Genomic DNA, 16,409 nt, shown 5'->3' with positions numbered 1-16,409 from the left:
GGCCTGCGCCAATACCTATACGCGAGTGATTGATTCAAAATACAATCAATGATCGAATCAAGAGCCGGCGGGCAATGCCATCACCTCTCCGAAAGAAAGCACACGACGGCGCCCTTTATCGGCGACGGGCCGACGTCGAAGCCGTCCTGGACGGCCTCATTTCTCTGCCGAGGTCCGAGCTTGCCGAACGATGCAAGGCCCTCGACCCCACCGATCCTGCTTACCTCCCTTCAGAATGCTTGCTGCATTTGGTCAGGAGCTGCCGGTCCGACAATTCGGATGGCCATTTTGAAGCGCTTTACCGGACGTTGAGGCAGCGGGTGCTGGCGCGAACGCCCATTGCGGCGGTCGGGCGCGGCCCCGACGGCGAAGTCTTGGTCTCGCAGGCACGAATGAACACTGCCGAGGCGGTAATGGATAGGTTTCAGGAACTGCTAATGCTGGATCGCACCGCGTACGAAGATCGCCTGGATTACTTTGAGATAAATTTCGACGGCGCGATTGCTGCGTTGAGGCTAACCGCACGGAAAAAGGCTTGGAAGGAAGAAAATCGATCCGTGCCAATGACTTATGACGACGAGACCAGCGAGCTCAACGTTGAGATAGAGGAAGCTGCGGCTGCTCAAAATCCCCTTTCGGAATCAAAACTTGACGATCGGAGTTACCGGTTGCGGCTCGATGCGGCGATTGATGCCTTACCAGAACATCAGCGTCGGGTTGTCGAGTTGCTGAGGCAGGGCTTTACGATCGATTCGCAGGAGGCGGGAGTCCAGACAATCGTCGGGACGCTCGGCTGCGCCGAGAAGACGGTTCGCAATCGCCGAGACAAGGCCTACGAATCAATCCGGAAGGCGCTCGAAGAGGAAGATCATGAGTCCCACGAGATCCGAAATGCCTATTGAGGAGGTGCTGCTCGCGTTCTCGGTCGAGCCCGTCCATGACCGGGCGACGCTCGAACGTTATCTGGCGCTTTATCCCCACTTCGCCGAGGATATCGTCGACATGTCGCACGAGCTCCGCCTCGGAGGACGCGACATTTCCGAGGCCGTGGAGGACGAAACGACGTTCCAGCGCGCGCTGCAGCAGTTCGTCAGCCCCGCCGGACCCAGCGCGGGCACGGCAGCAAATCCATTCGATGCCTTCCGCGGTCCGGCTTTCGCACAACTCGCCGATACCTTACGGGTGCCCAGGTCGATTTTGATCGCTTTAAGGGATCGCCTTGTCGTCGAATCGTCGGTACCGGCGGCGTTCGCCGCCCGGATAGCGCGCTCGGCTCGGACGAGCGTCGATGGCCTGATGGCGCACTTGCAGCAGCCGCCCGTCCTGACTGCATCTGCGAACTACAAGGCCGATCAAAGACCATCCGCTTCCGGGAAAGTGACGTTAGACGCTCTGTTGGACGCGTCTGGTGTGACACCCGAGGAGAGGGCCGACATCTACACGGCGGTTGAATGAAATGGACACCGTCGAGGTCACACGTCAGGCGGCCGAACGACTGCACAAGGAAGCGGTGGCCCGCGGCAAAGATCCCTGGCAGCCCTATGAATTTTCGTTGGCCGAGGCGCGCCGGCGAGGCATAGCCGTCGAAAAGCTGCCGAAGGGTGACGTGCGCCTGCGTGGCGCCCGCGCGTCATACGATCCCGACGCCTTGACGATCCTACACGAAGATTCCGGCGACGATTTCATGAATGCGTTTCTTGTGACGCACGAAATCGGACACGTTGAGTTCGGCGGGGCGGGCGAAGCGAACGCCTCGTTGGAGCCCGACCCTTTGCGGCCGGCGGAAACGGCGCCCATTGGTATCGACCGTGTCGTCGACTACGGGCGCCGCGAGCGACGCGAGGTCCAGATGGACCTGTTCGGCCGCGAATTTCTCCTGCCGCGGTCCGTCGTGCGACGACTGCACCTCGGCGATGGGATGACGGCTTCGGCCATCGTGGAGCGTCTTGGCGCGCAGTTCGAAGTGGTCGCGCAGCAACTTTTGGACGCGCTCCTGTTGCCCCCGGTAACGCCCGATAGTCGCACCCGAGAAGAGAAACCACTCAACAAGGAGCAGAAGCTCGCAGCCGAGCATTGGGGCTCACCGCATCTTCTGGAGGCGGGGCCGGGCACCGGCAAAACGCAGACACTCGTCGCCAGGGTGGAATGGCTTCTCGAAGTCAGGAAAGTGCCGGCGGACAAGATCCTTGTGCTCACGTTTTCGAACAAGGCGGCCGGCGAGCTTGTCGACCGGATCGCGGCCAAGCACCCACACGCGGCTGCGGCGATGTGGATCGGTACGTTCCATTCGTTCGGGCTCGACATCATCCGACGTTTCCACGAGCGTCTGAAGCTTCCGCCAAATCCGCGGATGATGGACCGCACCGAGGCGATCGACCTGCTCGCCGACGGCTTTCCGCGGCTTGGGCTGACCCACTACCAGAACCTGTGGGATCCTTCCTTCGAGATCAGCGATATCCTTGCCGCGATCTCGCGCGCCAAGGACGAGGTGGTTGGCGCCAAGCGCTACGCCGTGCTTGCCGACGACATGCGGGCAGCGGCCAATACGCCGGAGCAGCAGGAAGCGGCTGAAAAGTGCCAAGAGGTTGCAAAAGTCTACGCCTTCTATGAAGCGCTGAAGGAGGAACGAAAATGCTTGGATTTCGGCGACTTGGTATCGATGCCCGTCCGGCTAGTCGAGTGTGATGAGGAAGTCCTGCAACACCTGCGTGACCGTCACGGACACGTCCTCGTCGATGAGTTCCAGGATGTGAACCGGGCGAGTGTGCGCCTGCTCAAGGCCCTCGCGGGTGCCGGCGAAAATCTGTGGGCCGTCGGCGACGCGAAGCAGTCCATCTACCGGTTTCGGGGGGCTTCGTCGGTCAACGTGGCGCGGTTCGGAAAGGAAGACTTTCCGGGTGGAAAGCGCGGCCGATTGAAGGTCAACTACCGCTCCACAGAGGAGATCGTGGATACATTCGTCGAATTCGCCGGCCGCGACATGAAGGCCGCTGCGGGCGACGACGTCAGGCTTAAGGCCGAACGAGGGGCCTGCGGCGTCAAACCGCAGTACCGTGCCGTCGAGATGGCACCCGATGAAATCGCGGCGATCGCCGAAGCGATCCAGGAGAACCGCGCCGCCGGAATGTCGTATCGCGATCAAGCTCTGCTCTGCACCGGGAATGAGCGGCTAGGAAGGATGGCCGCTGGGCTGGAAAGCTTGGGCATTCCGATCCTCTATTTGGGGAGCCTCTTCGAACGAGACGAAATCCAGGAGCTCCTTTCGCTTCTGTCGATGCTCACCGACCGCCGAGCAATGGGGCTCGTCCGCGTCGCCACCATGCCGGAATTCCATCTCCGGCTCTCCGACGTCGCAGCCATCATTTCGCATCTCAAGGAGAGTGACGAGAAGCCACTGCAATGGCTCGGTGCGATCGACGGCATCGCGGGTCTGTCGGCCGCTGCCGCCCCGGTGCTCGGCAAGCTGCATCAGGCCCTCGAGGGTTTCGATGCGACCTCAAAACCCTGGACAGTCGTTGCGAAGTTCCTGCTCGATCGGACCAGGATCGGCGCGGAGATTGCGGGATCTGCCGAAGTCGCCGTCCGGGCACGTGGTGTCGCGATCTGGCAATTCATGAATTTCGTGCGAGCGCAACCTGCAGGCCCAGGTCTAGCGATCTTGCGGCTGCTCGACCGCATCCGTCGTCTGGTGCTGCTGGCCGACGAAAGGGATCTCCGCGAATTGCCGGCCGCCGCGCAGAGCATCGATGCCGTGAGGCTCATGACTATCCATGGCAGCAAGGGTCTCGAATTCCCTGTGGTCCATATCCCGGGCATGAACGCTGACACACTCCCCCGATCGCCGAACCACGTGCGAGGATGCGCGCCACCGGACAAGATGGTAGAGGGCGTGCCTGGCACGGGTATCGAAGTCCTCAAGGCCGGACACGTCGAAGAGCAGGAATGCCTGTTCTTCGTGGCGCTGTCTCGCGCACGAGATCGCCTGATCCTGTACTCCCCTACGATGACATCGAACCGTAGATCACGGGGACGTTCGCCATTCATCGACAGGCTCGGCGGCAGGATCGACAGCAGATCGGTGAGGCCAACGCTCGCATTGCCGCCAGCCGCGGATTACGCGCCCATTTCCGTGCGGTTTCCAAGCGGAATCCTGCTGACCGATCATAAACTCGGGCTTTTCGAGCGGTGTCCGCGCCGATTCTTCTACACCCACATTCTCGAAGTCGGCGGGCGACGGACCGAAACACCGTTTATGCAGATGCATGGGGCCGTGCGAACCGTCATCGACTGGTTGACCCGCGATCCGTCGGCAACGCCGTCGGTGGCGGAAGTAGATGTCCATCTTGCAGAGGCTTGGGACCAGCAGAGGCTCGGGGATCAGGGCTATTCCGAAGACTTCAAGGTCATTGCGAAACAACTCGTCAGCTTTTTCGTCGGGTCTCGGAATGGGTTCACAAAATCATTGCTCTCCGAGATGCGCCTCGCGGTATCCGGCGGCGAGATTGTAGTCCGGCCGGACGAAGTGCTGATCGGGAAAGACGGCCAAACCCACGTCCGATCAATACGTACCGGGCATGCCACGTCCAAGGAGCTGGAAACTGTCGCAACGGCCGTGTTTACGCTGGCGGCGCACGGGGCCCTTCCCGGGTGCACCGTGGAATTCGTCCACCTGAGCGACGCCACCGTTAGGGCGGCTTCCATGAAGCCGAAAACCCTTGTCAATCGGCAGGCAACGGCCGAGGAAGCACTCGCCGACATCCGAGCAGGCCAGTTCCCCCGGGATGAATCGCCGCGGACCTGTCCGCGGTGCCCGGCTTTCTTCATTTGCGGCCCTGTTCCGAGCGGCGCCATCGAAAAAAACTTCGCAAATTAGCCGACCGCCGTTACCGGTCGGGCCTTTTCGTTCCGATTGATCCTTTGAAGGCAGCCCATGAGGGGTCGCTAACAACGGAAATCGGAGCTCTCTATGAATTCTCACGACCACCAGCCGACGGAGGGGGACCTCATCGAAGAGGCGGTCCACGTCGAAATCGAGATCGAAGACCGGGTCGAACTCTTGACCTTGCCGCTGACCAGCGGGGTAATGCTCGTCGAGGTCATCCGGGAAAAACTCGAAATCAGCGAGGAGTTTCACTTCTTCGAGCGTGACCGTGATGAGCTGTTCAGCCATCCCGCCCCCGGCCGTAAGCATGTGCGGCTGGTCGGCCATCGGTGCCATCAGGTCACGCTGGACGTGCGCTTCGAACACCATACTAAGCAGCATCACTTCAAGCCGTCGACGACTGTGTTTACGGCGTTGCAGTGGGCAGTGAGCAAGCACGCTTACGACCTCGACCCGATGAAGGCGGCCAAGGGGAACCTGATCCTGCCGGGTTCTGATATGCCGCTTGCGCGCGACGACGTGCTTGGCAAGCACGTGAAGCCCGGTCACTGCACGCTGGTGGTCGACCTCACGTTGCGGGACTTCACCAATGGCTGAGGAAGAGGTCTCAGCCTCACAGCGGTCACTGGAAGCGCAAACCAATTCCGTGCGCTTCCAGGCCGGCGTCGAGGAAGGGCGCTGGAAGGTCCTCCACTATGACTTTCCAAACGTCGAAGTCGAGGTGACGGCGCGCGATCCGTACAGCGGGGGGACGGCGAGTCTCCAGTTTCAACTGCGCTGCGACAATTTTCCGGCGCTGGGCCCGTTCGTCCAGCACTGGGATCACGCGGCCCAACAGCGTCCGGCACCGTTGACCAACAGCTCGCCGGGCGTGGTGGATGCGCTGAAGACCTGGGGCAATCGTCCCAACGAATACGGGGGCATCTACCGGGCTTGGCAACGTGACGCTGCCCAGCACAACAACTGGGCCGTCAAACGTCCCGACGAAGCGTGGCGGCGCGACCGGCACATCACATTCATCATGGAGCACCTATATGCACTCGTTGCTGAACACGCTGCTTGGCTGGCTCGGTCTTGCACCGCCTAGGCTGAGATGTCGACGTGACGTCTGGGAGGCCGGCGTGTCCGAACTTGCGCGGCGAACGCTGGGAGGCCGCCGCGAGAGCGGCGCCTATCTGCTGGGTAGGCATCACGCGGATGGGGGAAGGCAGATACTGGAATTCGTGTTCTACGACGATGTCGATCCGAAAGCGCTGGACACCGGCATCGTTACCATCCGCCAGACGGCGCTGCCGTGTCTTTGGGAAATCTGTCGAGCACGGGGCTTCGGCGTCGTCGCTGACGTGCACGTTCACCCCGGCGGCTACGGCCAGAGCGAATCGGACCGTGCCAATCCAGTAATACCCCGAGCCGGTCATCTCGCTCTGATTCTGCCCAACTTCGCGCGTGAACGGCCACGGCCCGGCATGATTGGCATCTATGAATTTCTCGGTGGCGATGCCTGGGTCACGCACAGCAGCAAAGGCGAGCGGTTCTTTCGGTTGGAGGTCTAGCAATGTCGGTCTATTGGAAGCGTTCCCGCATCACCAAGGTGCTGGCAGACGCGGCACGGGTCGGTTCTTTTTCAGAAGCGGAGGCGCGCCTCGACTCGATTCAGCTTGATGTCGTCGTCGGCGACGACCAACTCGGGACGCCGGCAGGACAGGCTGCGGCGTTGACCGCTGTCGCGACCGCCAGAAAATGCTTCGGCCGCGTGACGATTGTCGCCGAGAGGGATGCTCCGCTGATCGCAACGCTGCCGCTCGGCAAGACGTTGTTGAAGGCGGCGCGGCGCCTCGGAGCCCGCGTGGCCACAAAGCCGCAGACGGGGGCGACGCACACTATCCGGATCGGCAGCACACCAACACCGGCGGGCTGGAATCTGTTTTGCTGGTGGGATCGGTGGCTCGCGGGGACGCGAGCTTTCGATGACGGGCCTGGAGATTCTCGTCTTGCACTCGCAGGTGTATTTGCCGGAGCGCTTGCGGTGAGGCAGGTATTCGCGTGCGTGGTGGCTAACCGAAACGTGCCACCGCGCGATACGACGGTATCGCTTTGGACGCCGTGGGAACGTGTCGACCGCAACGTGAACGGGCCGGAGCGCTTCGATGTACCGGATAAGCTCTGGCTGCTCGGGCTCGGTCATCTCGGACAGGCATTCGTCTGGAACCTTTGCCTTCTCGGTGGAAGCGGCGACCGGCTTGCGGTCCTGCAGGACGATCAGAAAATCGGCGTCGAAAACGAGGCGACCAGCCTGCTCGTGCTGCCGAACGGCCATCAGATCGGGAAAAAGAAAACTAAGGTTGCTGATGCATGGCTGGAGGTAAGTGGCTGGCAGACGCAGCTGGTTGAGCGGCGGCATCTTGGCGACGTGGCTATCACAGATGAGGATCCGCCATATCTTCTGTCGGGATTGGATCGGTTGGAGCCTCGTCTTACTCTGGCGAGGCATGGTTTCCCGTACATGCTCGACGCCGGCATCGGCCACGGCCCCGGTGACTTCGAAGGAATTCAGATCAGGACTATTGCCAAGGGCCAATCGATCGATGGTTTGTGGGACAAGCCGAAGACGGCCGATGAAAGCACGCGCAAGGGCCTCCTGGGCCGTCAGGCCTATGTCGAACTGGAGCGGCATGTAGGTCAGTGCGGGACGGTTGAGTTTGCCGAGGCCAGCGTGGCAGTCCCCTTCGTGGGAGCCGCAACGGGTGCACTGGTCATAGCTCAGGTCATCCGGCTCGCATCTTTAGAGCCGGCGCCGGTGTTTGTTCAGATGGAACTGGGTGCTCCGGAAATGGCAACTCTTAGCGGGCTAATTGCGCAGCCCGAGATAAATCTCGGCAGCTTCTCTATGCAATTGGAGGACCGGACGCCTCCAGCTTTCCTTTGAGCATACTTGTGGAGCCCTCACCGGATATCGAGAGCCGTAGAGGGCCGCTCGTATCGCGTGCACATCTACCGCAGAATACGGCTAATCAAGACGCTAAGACTTTAGGAACCCAATTAACAATGATCTGCTGACGAGCCAAAAGGCGGCTATTTCACAACAACTCAACCACGAGTTGCGAAAATTTGAGTCAGGGTTATGCGTTATTTGAGTCAGGGTTATGGGCCCCAGAGTCAGGGTTATGTGTTACCCGACATCCCAGTGGCGAATTAAACGTCCACGTTGGCGTCGAGCGAGTTGTCCTGAATGAACTCGCGGCGCGGCTCGACGATATCGCCCATCAGCTTGGTGAAGATGTCGTCGGCGGCATCCACCTCGCGGATTTTCACCTGCAGCAGCGAACGCGCGTTGGTATCGAGCGTGGTTTCCCATAACTGGTTGGGATTCATCTCGCCGAGGCCTTTATAGCGCTGGTAAGTGACGCCCTTGCGCCCTGCGTCGGTGACGGCCTCGAACAGGCTGACCGGGCCGTGGATCGCCGTTTCGGAATCCTTGCGGCGAAGCATGGCGCTGCGCGGATAGGCTTCCTGCAGCGAAGCCGCCAGATCGTCGATCCTGCGGGCTTCGGCGGAGGACAGAAGCGCGTCGTCGAGCACGGCAACTTCCTTGACGCCGCGCACCATACGCTCGAATGTGAAACCTTGGCCCTCGGTGAAGGTGCCGCTCCAGCCACGCTCGACTTCGTCCGCCAGCGCATCGAGGCGCTTGGCGATGTAGTCAGCGGCGGCGTTGGCGGTCTGCGGGTCGGCGGTGACGCGCGGGTTCAGTACGCCCGCGATCGCGGCCTGTTCGACGACGGCGCGATTGTAGCGCGAGTGGATGTTGGCGAGCAGCCCGCGGATGGTGCGGGCATCCTCCACCAGCGTTTGCAGGTCGCGGCCCTTGCGCTCCTCGCCTGTGGCGAGCTTGAGGATGCAATCGTCAAGGCCCGTCTCGATCAGATAATCCTCGAGCGCGCGCTCGTCCTTGAGATACTGCTCGGATTTGCCGCGCGTCACTTTGTAGAGCGGTGGCTGGGCGATGTAGAGATGCCCGCCCTCGATCAGCGACGGCATCTGGCGGAAAAAGAACGTCAAGAGCAACGTGCGGATATGGGCGCCGTCGACGTCGGCGTCCGTCATCACGATGATCTTGTGATAGCGCAGCTTCGAAAGGTCGAAATCGTCGCGGCCGATGCCGGTGCCGAGCGCGGTGATCAGCGTGCCGATCTGCTCGGAGGAGAGCATCTTGTCGAAGCGCGCGCGCTCGACGTTGAGGATCTTGCCGCGCAAGGGAAGAACAGCCTGGAATTCGCGGTTGCGGCCCTGCTTGGCGGAGCCGCCGGCGGAATCGCCCTCGACGATGAACAGTTCGGACTTCGCCGGATCGCGCTCCTGGCAGTCGGCAAGCTTGCCGGGCAGCGAGGCGATGTCGAGCGCGCCCTTGCGGCGGGTGAGATCGCGCGCCTTGCGCGCAGCTTCGCGCGCGGCGGCGGCTTCGATCACCTTGCCGACGATGGTCTTGGCCTCGGTGGGATGTTCCTCGAGCCAGGCGGAGAGCGAGGCGTTGAGCACGTTCTCGACCACCGGGCGAACTTCGGAGGAGACGAGCTTGTCCTTGGTCTGCGAGGAGAACTTCGGGTCCGGCACTTTCACCGACAGCACGGCGGTCAGGCCCTCGCGGCAATCGTCGCCGGTGAGCGAGATTTTTTCCTTCTTCGCCATGCCCTCGGCGTAGCCGGTGATCTGGCGCGTCAGCGCGCCGCGGAAACCGGCGAGATGCGTACCGCCGTCGCGCTGGGGGATGTTGTTGGTGAAGCAGAGCACGTTCTCGTGGTAGCTGTCGTTCCACCACATCGCGACTTCGACGCTGATGCCGTTCTGTTCGGCGCGCATCACGATCGGGGTGTCGACCACGGCCTTCTTGTTGCGGTCGAGGAATTTCACGAAGGCTTCGACGCCGCCCTCGTAATGCAACTCCTCGCGCCGCTCGACGGCGTGACGTTTGTCCGACAGCAGGATGTGGACACCGGAATTGAGGAAGGCGAGCTCGCGCAGGCGATGCTCCAGGGTGTCGAAATCGTAATCGGTGTGGGTGAACGTCTCGGTCGATGCAAGGAACGTGACTTCCGTGCCGCGCTTGCCATTGGCATCGCCGACCACCACGAGCGGCGCCACCGCATCGCCGTGCTTGAACTCGATGTAGTGTTCCTTGTCGTTGCGCCAGATGCGCAAAGCGAGCTTGCTTGACAGCGCGTTGACAACCGAGACGCCGACGCCGTGCAAGCCGCCGGACACCTTGTAGGAGTTCTGGTCGAATTTTCCGCCTGCATGTAGCTGGGTCATGATGACCTCGGCTGCCGAGATGCCTTCGCCCTTGTGGATGTCGGTTGGGATGCCGCGGCCGTCATCGTACACGGTCACCGAATTGTCGGGGTTCAAAGTGACTTCGACGCGCGTAGCGTGACCGGCGAGCACTTCGTCGATGCCGTTGTCGACGACTTCGTAGACCATGTGATGCAGGCCGGAGCCGTCATCGGTGTCGCCGATATACATGCCGGGGCGTTTGCGGACCGCGTCGAGACCCTTCAGGACCCGGATCGATTCGGCGCCGTATTCGGCAGCCGGTTCGGAGGTCGACTTGCGGGCAGGTTCGCTCATGAGAAGCCTTTGCGGGATAAGGATGCGCGCCTGAAAACTGAGGCTGCGAGCTGTTGATTTGTGGCACGAAACCGGGTCTGCGCCTAGGACAAAGTAGGTGTAACCAAGCTATTGAAAAAATAATGTTTTTTGACTGTTTTTCAAGGCCGCCGGCGGGCTTTTCGAGGGCTCGCAAAAAGCCTGATTCGCGCCCCTTTGAGAGGCTGTTTCGGAGGCGCAGAGAGACCGAAAACAGATCTACCGGGCTGGCTTGATCGCGCCGTCCTCGACTTCGAATCGGTCTGCGCGTGTGCCTGCTTCCGTGAATGCGGCAGGGTCCGCGCCGGTCATCCAGACCTGCGCGCCGAGCGTTGCGAGTTCGTCGAACAGAGCGGCGCGGCGGCGCGGGTCGAGATGCGCCACAACTTCGTCGAGGAGAAGCAGCGGCACGATGCCGGTCATCTCGGCGACGAGGCTGGCGTGCGCGAGGATCAGGCCGATCAGCAGCGCCTTCTGTTCGCCGGTGGAGGCCTCCTTCGCGGGCATCTCTTTCGGCGCGTAGATCACATGCAGGTCGGTGAGGTGTGGTCCGTTCAGCGTGCGTCCGGCGGCGGCATCGAGCAAGCGGCTCTTGCGTAGGATATCGCGGTAATGGTCCTCCACCGCTGTCGCCGGTTCGCTCATCAGCGCGTTTTCCATCCAGCCATCGAGTGTAATGCGTGCAGAAGGAAACGCCGAGGTCGCGCCGCGCGCGGCGAGCATCGCGGAGAGTCGTTGCAATGTGTGGCCGCGCTGGGCGGCGACGGCGACGGCAAGCTCGGCGGTTTCGCGCTCGATCGCCTCGCACCAGTGCGCATCGAAATTGCGGTCCTCCAAAAGGCGATTGCGCGAGCGCAACGAGCGCTCCAGCGCGGAAACGCGGCTGGAATGATCCTTGTCGATCGCGAGCACGAGGCGGTCGAAGAAGCGCCTCCGTTCCGAGGCGGGGCCGGTGAACAGCCCGTCCATTGAGGGCGTCAGCCACACCATGCGCAGATGCTCGCCGAAGGCGCTGGCGGAAGAAACCGCCTCGCGGTCGATGCGGATGCGGCGTTTGGCGCTCCCGTCTTCGCCCGTGGGCGCGTCGATCCCGGTGCCGAGTGTCGCAAGGCCGCCCGCGCCTTCGACTTCCGCCGACACGGCCCATGAGCCGTCGCCCGCGCGGTTGGCGATGTCCTCGAAGCGGGCGCGGCGCAGGCCGCGTCCTGGCGCCAGCAGCGAGATCGCCTCGAGGCAATTGGTTTTGCCCGCGCCGTTCGGCCCCACCAGCACCACGAGATCGCCACGCGTTGTCACGCTTGCCGCGCGATAGCTGCGGAATTGCGTGAGGCTGAGGCGCAGGATGCGGGAGGAGGTCATGAGGAATGTCATACGCGGGCTTGGCCCGCGTATCCATCGTCCGCGCTAGCGGACAATTCAGGATGCCCGGAGTTTCAAGCAATGGATTGCCGGGCGTAGGCGAGTGGAACGACGCCGTTCTTCAAACGGCTATGCCCGGCAATGACAGTCTGAAGTAAGGGACGTCACACCCGCATTGGCATTAGCACATAGAGCGCGTCGCGGTTGGCCTTGTCCTGCACCAGCGTCGGTGAGCCGGGGTCGGCGAGCTTGAGCACCGCGGCGTCGCCCTGGATCTGGGCGGCGATGTCGAGCAGGTAGCGTGAGTTGAAGCCGATATCGAGCGGATCGGAGGCATATTCGACCTCCAGTTCCTCGGTGGCGCTGCCGGAATCGGGATTGACGACCGACAGCACCAGCTTGCCTGCCGAGAGCGCGAGCTTCACGGCGCGGCCGCGCTCGCTTGAAATCGTGGAGACGCGATCGACGGCTGCCTCGAAATCGCGCTTGTCGACGATGAGTTCCTTCTCATTGTTCTGCGGAATGACGCGGCCGTAATCGGGAAAGGTGCCGTCGATCAGCTTCGAGGTCAGCACCACATTGGCAAGGGTGAAGCGGATCTTGCCCTGAGACAGTTCGATCGAAATTTCAGCCTCGTTGTCCTCGATCAGGCGCTGCACTTCGCCGACCGTCTTGCGCGGCACGATGACGCCGGGCATGCCGACGGCACTTTTCGGTAGCGGCAGGTCGAATTGCGCGAGGCGATGGCCATCGGTTGCGACCGCGCGCAACGTCTGCTCCTTGCCGGAGCCCGCGGCATGCAGATAGATGCCGTTGAGATAGTAGCGGGTTTCTTCCGTCGAGATCGCGAACTGGGTGCGGTCGATCAGGCGCTTCATGTCGGCGGCGGACAGCGTGAACGAATGGGTCATCTCACCTGCGGCGAGGTCGGGGAAGTCGCTCTCCGGCAGGGTCTGCAAGGTGAAGCGCGAGCGTCCGGCGCGGATCGCGAGCACCGCGCGTTCGCCGTCGCTCTCCAGCACGATCTGCGAGCCGTCCGGCAATTTGCGCACGATGTCGTAGAACATGTGCGCGGGCACGGTGGTGGAGCCGCCGGTGGCGATCTCCGCTGGCAGGGTTTCGGTGACTTCGAGATCTAGGTCGGTCGCCTTCAGGCTCAGCCGGGCGTTGTCGGCGCGGATCAGGACGTTGCCGAGGATCGGGATTGTGTTGCGGCGTTCAACCACGCGATGGACGTGGCCCAGAGACTTCAACAGTTGCGCGCGCTCGACCGTAACTTTCATGACACTCCGCCTGCCATCGATCGTTGGGAAACCGGGCAGCCGCGAAGGCGCGCCGGTCATGACACCACGAAGGGGCAGGCGAGGCGCCCGGCCCCGTCGCGGGGCGGCTAAGGTGCCGTGATTGGGGGCGTTGTGCAAGAGAGGACAGGCCGTTTAACGGCCTGTTTCCTCGTTATTCCTGCAATTGCCGCTTGAGGAGTTCGACCTCGTCGGACAGCGCTACGTCCTTGGAGACGAGCGACTCGATCTTGCGCACCGCATGCAGCACGGTGGTGTGGTCGCGGCCTCCAAACCGGCGTCCGATCTCCGGCAGCGAGCGCAGCGTCAGCGTTTTGGCGAGGTACATCGCCACCTGGCGCGGGCGCACCACATTGGCGGTGCGGCGCGAGGACAACAGGTCCGAGCGGCTGACATTGTACTGCCGCGCGACGACGCGCTGGATGTCCTCGATCTTGACCCGGCGCGGCTCCTGCGGACGGATCAGGTCGCGGACTTCACGCTCCGCCATCTCCAGCGTCACCGGCGTGGAGTTCAGCTTGGAATGGGCGAGCAGGCGATTGATCGCGCCTTCGAGGTCGCGGCCGTTATGGGTGATAGCTTTGGCGAGATAATCGAGCACCGGCAGCGGTACATCGAAGCTCGCGTGATGGGCACGGGCGGCGGAGACGCGCGACTTGAGGATTTCGAGGCGCAATTCTTCGCCCAGTGCGCCCATCTCGACCACTAAGCCGCCTGCGAGGCGCGAGCGGACACGGTCGTCGAGGCTCTCCAGATCGGACGGCGGGCGGTCCGCCGCGATCACCACCTGACGTCCGGCGTCGATCAGCGCGTTGAGGGTGTGACAGAACTCGGCCTGGGTCGATTTGCCCTGCAAGAACTGCAGGTCGTCGATCACCAGCACGTCAATGCCGCGCAGCGCTTCCTTGAAGGCGAGCGCGGTCTGCGTTTTCAGCGCTGCGACAAAGCCGTACATGAATTTTTCCGCGGTCAGGTACAGCACCTTGCGGTCGGCCGAGTTGCCGGCCCAGGTCACCGCCTGCAGCAGATGGGTTTTGCCGAGGCCTACGCCCGCGTGGATGTAGAGCGGGTTGAACATCACGTTGTCGCCACGGCGGCCTTCGGCGACTTGACGCGCGGCGGCGAGCGCCAGCGTGTTGGAGCGGCCGCCGACGAAGGTCGCAAACGTCAGGCGCGGATCGAGCGGCGAACCGCCGAGCGCCTCATGGCTGGCCGACACCGGCACGGTCGCAACCGAGCGTAGCTCCGAAGGGCCGCGATGCTCGTGCTCGCTCAACCGTTCCTCGACGCTGGCCTTGGCATCCTTGGCCACGACGGGAGCGCGAACCGGCGTCCGCACGGTGAGATCCACGCGGCTCACCTCCGGCAGTTCGGCCTGCCAGCAGCTCAGCACGCGGTCGGCATAATGGGTCTGGATCCAGCTCTTGAGGAAGCGTGTCGGCACCGACAGATGCACGCTTTCTCCGCCAACGCGCTCAAGATCCATGCGCGCGAACCAGCTTGAATAAACGTCCTCTCCCACCGTCGAGCGCAGCCGCCCTTTTACGCGAGTCCAACGATCCTGTTCGATGCCTTCTGCGATTGCCATTTCGTTTGCTTTTCTGGTTTGAGTTTCTGGTTGGTTTGGCGGTTAATGCGTCTCCTTCCGCATCCCGTCACAGACAGCTTCCCGTTCGGTGCAAACGCGCCGGTACGATCATTGGTCTGAGACGAGAGCGAAAAGGTTAGCGCGGATTTGGATGCGTACTGGGAGGCCGCAACACGCGATGGCGCAGGACGCGCGTGGGATGCCTTTCAGCCGGACCGACTTGCGTTGCGGAGTCTGCCGTTGCGGAGTGAAGGCCGAGAATGTCGAAAGACGTCTCGAAAGGCATAATTCTCCCCCCTCTCGCTACGTGGGCCGCAGCGAGCTTAAGTCATTTCAATTTTTAAATCGCGGCTGCCTGGCGCCCAACGCCTTCGCCGTCTTGTGACCCGCCTGCCCGTACCGTTCCTCTACATTCCCCAGCGTCAATGAAGGAGACTGCTCTGCGTTCCGGCTTTTCTCCCGTGCCTGTGACCCGGACGGGGAAGACGAATTCCGACATAGCAAGCCATTCTCACAAACTGTGTGAGTTTCCTTCTCCATCATCGCTGAGGAAGCGTCGCTAAACCTGCACTTTGATTTGCACGTCCGCCCTTGGCCTTTCGATCAAGGGACCTTGTTTCACCAAGGGCCATTCGATCCGATCAGCCGCGATGCGCCGCGACGAAGTAAGAAATACACGAGGCTAAACTTCCCGCAATGGAATGATTTTTGGCGCGTGACGAAAAAATTTGAGCGTCAGCGGCACGGTGTTGGGGAGGGTCGCGATACGCATCGCCAACTTTTTGAATCTCCGGACAGATTCGTGAACGTCAGGCGTTGTCACAAAACTTGGGTACGCCAAAATAAATTCATAAATCATTTACGATTCACCAGAGCGGTGCGGCGCTTTCAAAGTGGTCTGTCACGCTATGCCGATAAGTGATTATCGAGTCGCGCTAATTTCTGTTCGTCGCAACAGGGTAGCTTTGGGTGCGCCGATGCGTGCGTGCGGCGTGGCTATTGACAGCGCGAAACCGCGCGGCGGCGCGATGCAGCGCGCAAGAGCGGCGTGTGAGTGGTTGCTTTTTTGCGGATGCCGTTGCGTACGATGTGACGTGCCGCCGCACAAGAATGGTTACGCGCGCATGGTGCGGCGCGATCCCAAAAACAAAAGGCCCGGCATTGCCGGGCCTTCAATGCATCCTGCGGGAGCAGGGATGATGGACTTGATCGTTTACTTGGCGAGCTTGGCGATTTGCGCGGTGAGGCGCGATACCTTCCGGCTCGCATTGTTCTTGTGAATGATGTTGCGCTGAGCGGCGCGCATGAGCTGAGGCTCGGCCTGCTTCATCGCCTCGAGGGCAGCAGTGCGGTCGCCCTTCTCGATCGCAGCCTCGACCGAACGAACCGATCCGCGCATCTGGGTGCGGCGGGATTTGTTGATCGCAGTGCGGCGGGCAATCTTGCGGGTCGCCTTCTTGGCGGAGGTGGTATTGGCCATGGTCTCTTTGCGTCCTTCGGCGGCACTCCGTTTAAAGAGGCCGGGCTGGTCGTGCTCGGCCACACGGCCGATGCGATAATGATGATGTTCCGCGTCCCGGAGCCTGCGCCTGTCAGAGAATGAGGGCGCGCCTCAAAGAACAGCGGCGGCCGGATTTCT

General features: G+C 62.0%; 12 protein-coding genes. 7 read left to right on the top strand and 5 right to left on the bottom strand.

Annotation, left to right across the window (positions count from 1 at the left end; genetic code table 11):
* Positions 1-74 precede the first annotated feature (74 nt).
* From AC1RNA_RS03125 to AC1RNA_RS03095, 7 genes are all read left to right on the top strand, one after another.
* Positions 75-902, top strand: a complete 828-nt coding sequence (locus tag AC1RNA_RS03125; protein ID WP_492950209.1) for an RNA polymerase sigma factor — start codon at positions 75-77, stop codon at positions 900-902.
* On the top strand, positions 892-1,455 hold the full coding sequence (locus AC1RNA_RS03120; protein ID WP_492950208.1) for a hypothetical protein: 564 nt from the start codon (positions 892-894) through the stop codon (positions 1,453-1,455). Before AC1RNA_RS03125 ends, AC1RNA_RS03120 begins: the two co-directional genes overlap by 11 nt.
* A gap of 1 nt (position 1,456) precedes the next feature.
* On the top strand, positions 1,457-4,873 hold the full coding sequence (locus AC1RNA_RS03115) for a UvrD-helicase domain-containing protein (RefSeq protein ID WP_492950207.1): 3,417 nt from the start codon (positions 1,457-1,459) through the stop codon (positions 4,871-4,873).
* 93 nt (positions 4,874-4,966) lie between these two features.
* Positions 4,967-5,479 carry a hypothetical protein gene (locus AC1RNA_RS03110; protein WP_492950206.1) on the top strand — a complete coding sequence of 171 codons (513 nt, stop codon included), beginning with the start codon at positions 4,967-4,969 and terminating at the stop codon, positions 5,477-5,479.
* Positions 5,472-5,969 carry a DUF7665 family protein gene (locus tag AC1RNA_RS03105; RefSeq protein WP_492950205.1) on the top strand — a complete coding sequence of 166 codons (498 nt, stop codon included), beginning with the start codon at positions 5,472-5,474 and terminating at the stop codon, positions 5,967-5,969. Before AC1RNA_RS03110 ends, AC1RNA_RS03105 begins: the two co-directional genes overlap by 8 nt.
* Positions 5,970-6,003: 34 nt before the next feature.
* Entirely contained in the window at positions 6,004-6,435 is a 432-nt protein-coding gene (locus AC1RNA_RS03100; protein WP_492950204.1) for a hypothetical protein, read from the top strand.
* Between the two features lie 2 nt (positions 6,436-6,437).
* Entirely contained in the window at positions 6,438-7,808 is a 1,371-nt protein-coding gene (locus tag AC1RNA_RS03095) for a hypothetical protein (RefSeq protein ID WP_492950203.1), read from the top strand.
* A gap of 266 nt (positions 7,809-8,074) precedes the next feature.
* On the opposite strand, the gene gyrB is transcribed toward AC1RNA_RS03095, so the two are convergent.
* The 5 genes from gyrB to rpsT form a co-directional block, all read right to left on the bottom strand.
* Positions 8,075-10,504 carry a DNA topoisomerase (ATP-hydrolyzing) subunit B gene (gyrB, locus tag AC1RNA_RS03090; protein ID WP_009338827.1) on the bottom strand — a complete coding sequence of 810 codons (2,430 nt, stop codon included), beginning with the start codon at positions 10,502-10,504 and terminating at the stop codon, positions 8,075-8,077.
* Positions 10,505-10,741: 237 nt separating this feature from the next.
* The gene (gene recF, locus AC1RNA_RS03085) at positions 10,742-11,881 is read right to left on the bottom strand and encodes a DNA replication/repair protein RecF (protein ID WP_492950202.1); all 1,140 of its coding nucleotides are present in this window, start codon (positions 11,879-11,881) and stop codon (positions 10,742-10,744) included.
* A 164-nt stretch (positions 11,882-12,045) separates the two neighbouring features.
* A complete protein-coding gene (gene dnaN, locus AC1RNA_RS03080) occupies positions 12,046-13,164 on the bottom strand; it encodes a DNA polymerase III subunit beta (RefSeq protein ID WP_009338831.1) in 1,119 nt (372 codons plus the stop codon).
* Positions 13,165-13,336: 172 nt separating this feature from the next.
* Positions 13,337-14,770: a chromosomal replication initiator protein DnaA gene (gene dnaA, locus AC1RNA_RS03075; RefSeq protein WP_009338833.1), complete on the bottom strand. Its 1,434-nt coding sequence runs from the start codon at positions 14,768-14,770 to the stop codon at positions 13,337-13,339.
* 1,213 nt (positions 14,771-15,983) lie between these two features.
* Entirely contained in the window at positions 15,984-16,250 is a 267-nt protein-coding gene (gene rpsT / locus AC1RNA_RS03070; RefSeq protein WP_009338835.1) for a 30S ribosomal protein S20, read from the bottom strand.
* Positions 16,251-16,409: the final 159 nt, after the last annotated feature.

Source organism: Afipia sp. GW821-FHT14H12 (assembly GCF_058803465.1).
This window is presented reverse-complemented; position numbering and strand designations above follow the sequence as displayed.